Below are 2,839 nucleotides of genomic sequence, written 5' to 3' on the forward strand. Positions count from 1 at the left end.
CGCTCGGATTATCGCGCATGTATCGCGATGACATCGAGCAAATCGACGCCGGCATGTTGCTTTATGATGCGTTCTACCGTTGGGCGCGAGACGCTACCGACGAGTCGCACGACTGGCCGCAACCCGACAAGCGGGGCTAAGCCATGGAGAACTTTTCGATGGATGACGGCGCAGACCGTCAATCCGCTCCGACGCTGGCGCAGGCGTTCATCGTCTGGTTACGTATCGGGCTGTTATCTTTTGGTGGTCCGGCCGCACAAATCGCGCTGATGCATCGCGAAGTGGTTGATATCAAGGGCTGGCTAAGCGAGAAACAGTATTTAAATGCACTGAGCTTTTGCATGCTGCTGCCGGGACCCGAGGCCATGCAGCTGGCGACTTATGCGGGCTGGCGTTTGCACGGTACCCTGGGTGGTTTGATTGCCGGGCTGTTATTCGTTTTGCCCGGGGCGATCGTAATGCTTGCCCTGGCGCTGATATACGGCCTTTACGGCGATGTGCCGCTGGTCAATGCTCTGTTTCTCGGGGTCAAGGCGGCGGTGATTATTATCGTCATCGAAGCGCTGTTGAAAGTCGCCAGACGTGCGCTGCATCTGCCACAACACTGGGTAATAGCAATGCTTGCTTTCGTCGGCATTTTCTTTCTGGCTTTACCCTTTCCGCTGATCATAATCACCGCTGCCGCGTTCGGTTTCATGCGCGCTACTCGCGATGCCGTTAGTGAACAACCGGTCAGGGTAAAGGTTTCACCGGCACGCAGCCTGCTGATAACGCTGCTCTGGCTGGTGATCTGGGCGGCACCGATGTTGATGGTCGCAGCCTTCGACCAGGAGGGTTTGCTGCTCGATATCGGCATTTTCTTTTCCAAGCTGGCGGTGGTCACTTTTGGTGGCGCGTACGCGGTGCTGGCTTACCTTGGCCAGGATGTGGTTACCCAGTTTGGCTGGTTGACGGCCGGCGAAATGATGGACGGTCTCGGGCTTGCCGAAACCACGCCCGGCCCGTTGATCCTGGTGAACGAGTTTGTCGGTTTCCTGGCGGCATTCCGGGCAGGTGGATTCTGGTATGGATTGCTGGGCGCGGTGGTGACGCTCTGGGCCACCTTTACGCCCTGCTTCCTGTGGATATTTGTCGGCGCACCCTACATCGACTGGATCGGCTCGCAGGCACGCCTGCGTGGCGCCTTAACCGCGATTACGGCCGCGGTGGTCGGTGTCATTCTGAATCTTTCCATATGGTTTGCGCTGCACGTGTTTTTTGCACAGGTTTCGGTGCAGTCTTACGGACCGCTCGTGTTATGGCAGCCGGAGTTAGCTTCGCTGGACTGGCGCGTCATCGTGCTCGCGCTGTTGAGTGCGACATTACTATTCAGGTTTCAGTGGGGCATATCGCGCGTGCTGGTGCTGGCCTCGATAAGCGGTGTTGTAATTACGACATTTTTTGCCTGAACCTTTCCTGTCAGCGTGCGGCTCGCGGTATCGAGATCGACGTCTCGTTTTTTCACAAAATCCGGAAATTTTCGTGGATTTATCCTATTAAATACAGATTAGGAGTTAATTTGAATTTAATCAGATGATGATAAGAAAATATTTACTGGTTGCTGCGATTTCCATTTTACATCTGGGCGCGATTTCCGCATCCGCCGGGGTTTACAAATACCAGGATGAGAACGGTAAATGGCATTTCACCGATCAGCCGCCTAAAAACAAGGCAAACACCGCGGTTACCGCGACCACTACCACCAGCAATGTCAAGGCCGACCTCAAGGATAAGCTGCACCAGGCCTTCAAGCCCGCCTCGAAAATCGACGAGGCATCGCTTTCAGTGGTTACCGTTGTCACTACCGCTGGTTCCGGCTCGGGTTTTTTCGTCACCAGTGACGGGTACATTATTACCAATCGTCACGTGGTCAGGCCAACGACATCGAGCCAGGCGAAAGATACCAAAGCGCAGCTTGCCGAATGGAAACAACGGCTAGACAATTACAAGCTTGAACTCGAGGATGACGAGGAACGCCTCCAGGAGATGAAGCTGACCATCGACGAAGACCGCGATTACATGGAGTCGAGCCAGGCCTCGGAAACACACAAGTCACAGTACCAGCGTTATGTAAAACGCTATAAAAAGAACAAGGACATACACGAAGCCAATGTCAAAAAGTACCGCAAGCAGGAAAAGGAATACAAAAAGGAAAAGTCAGAGTTTGGATTCAGTAGTAGCCTGAGCAACTTTTCCAGGAAATTTACCATCACTCTGAAAGATGGCAAAAAATTGAAGGCGAAGCTGGTTAAGATCAGCAAGGATCATGATCTGGCGCTGTTAAAGCTGGATAACTACACCACGCCATATTTAACGCTATCAGAACAACGCTATCCAAAACAGGGCACCAAGGTTTTTGCAATTGGGAGCCCGTTTGGAATTACCGATGCGCTAACCACAGGGATTGTCACCAAGTCCAGCAAGAAGGCGCTTTTCACCGACGCCCAAATTTTGCCGGGTAATAGTGGCGGGCCATTGGTCAATGCCGACGGCGAGGTACTGGGTGTAAATACGGCGGTGTTATCGGCCGCACAAAACATGGATGGCCTGGGCGTGGCTGTTTACGCATCGCATATCCGCAGTGAATTCGCGCGTAACCTGGGCGGCAAGCTTTAAACTATTAAATTTATTGGAATTCTGCCCGGCCCTGGTCAGTCTTCAATCACGTAGTGCAAGATTTCCACCACCTGTGCCGGTGTCTCGGCCCAGGCCATCGCGGCGGCGTCAACTTCCTTAAGCGGATGCACGATATCCTCATCGTGCAGGGTGATGTAGGGCTTGCCGATCGCAGCGCAGTAAC

General features: G+C 53.4%; 4 protein-coding genes. 3 read left to right on the forward strand and 1 reads right to left on the reverse strand.

Going from position 1 to position 2,839, the window contains the following annotated elements; translation table 11 throughout:
* The 3 genes from HKN06_00020 to HKN06_00030 all read left to right on the forward strand — a co-directional run.
* On the forward strand, positions 1-140 hold a 140-nt coding region (locus HKN06_00020; GenBank protein NNF59690.1), incomplete at its 5' end, for a sulfurtransferase.
* 18 nt (positions 141-158) lie between these two features.
* Positions 159-1,448 (forward strand): chromate efflux transporter, encoded by a 1,290-nt coding sequence (gene chrA, locus HKN06_00025; GenBank protein NNF59691.1) that lies wholly within the window; start codon positions 159-161, stop codon positions 1,446-1,448.
* Positions 1,449-1,572: 124 nt separating this feature from the next.
* Positions 1,573-2,655, forward strand: coding sequence for a trypsin-like serine protease (locus HKN06_00030; GenBank protein NNF59692.1), 1,083 nt, complete (start codon positions 1,573-1,575; stop codon positions 2,653-2,655).
* 35 nt (positions 2,656-2,690) lie between these two features.
* Here HKN06_00030 and HKN06_00035 read toward each other — a convergent pair.
* The coding region (locus tag HKN06_00035) for a hypothetical protein (GenBank protein ID NNF59693.1) at positions 2,691-2,839 on the reverse strand (149 nt) is incomplete at its 5' end.

It is taken from the genome of Gammaproteobacteria bacterium (assembly GCA_013003425.1).
Classification (GTDB): domain Bacteria; phylum Pseudomonadota; class Gammaproteobacteria; order Steroidobacterales; family JABDKV01; genus JABDJB01.

What these genes read in the sequence shown, in the direction of transcription:
- chrA (NNF59691.1), top strand. Translation starts at nt 159, where the DNA reads ATGGATGACGGCGCAGACCGTCAATCCGCTCCGACGCTGGCGCAGGCG.
- HKN06_00030 (NNF59692.1), top strand. Translation starts at nt 1,573, where the DNA reads ATGATGATAAGAAAATATTTACTGGTTGCTGCGATTTCCATTTTACAT.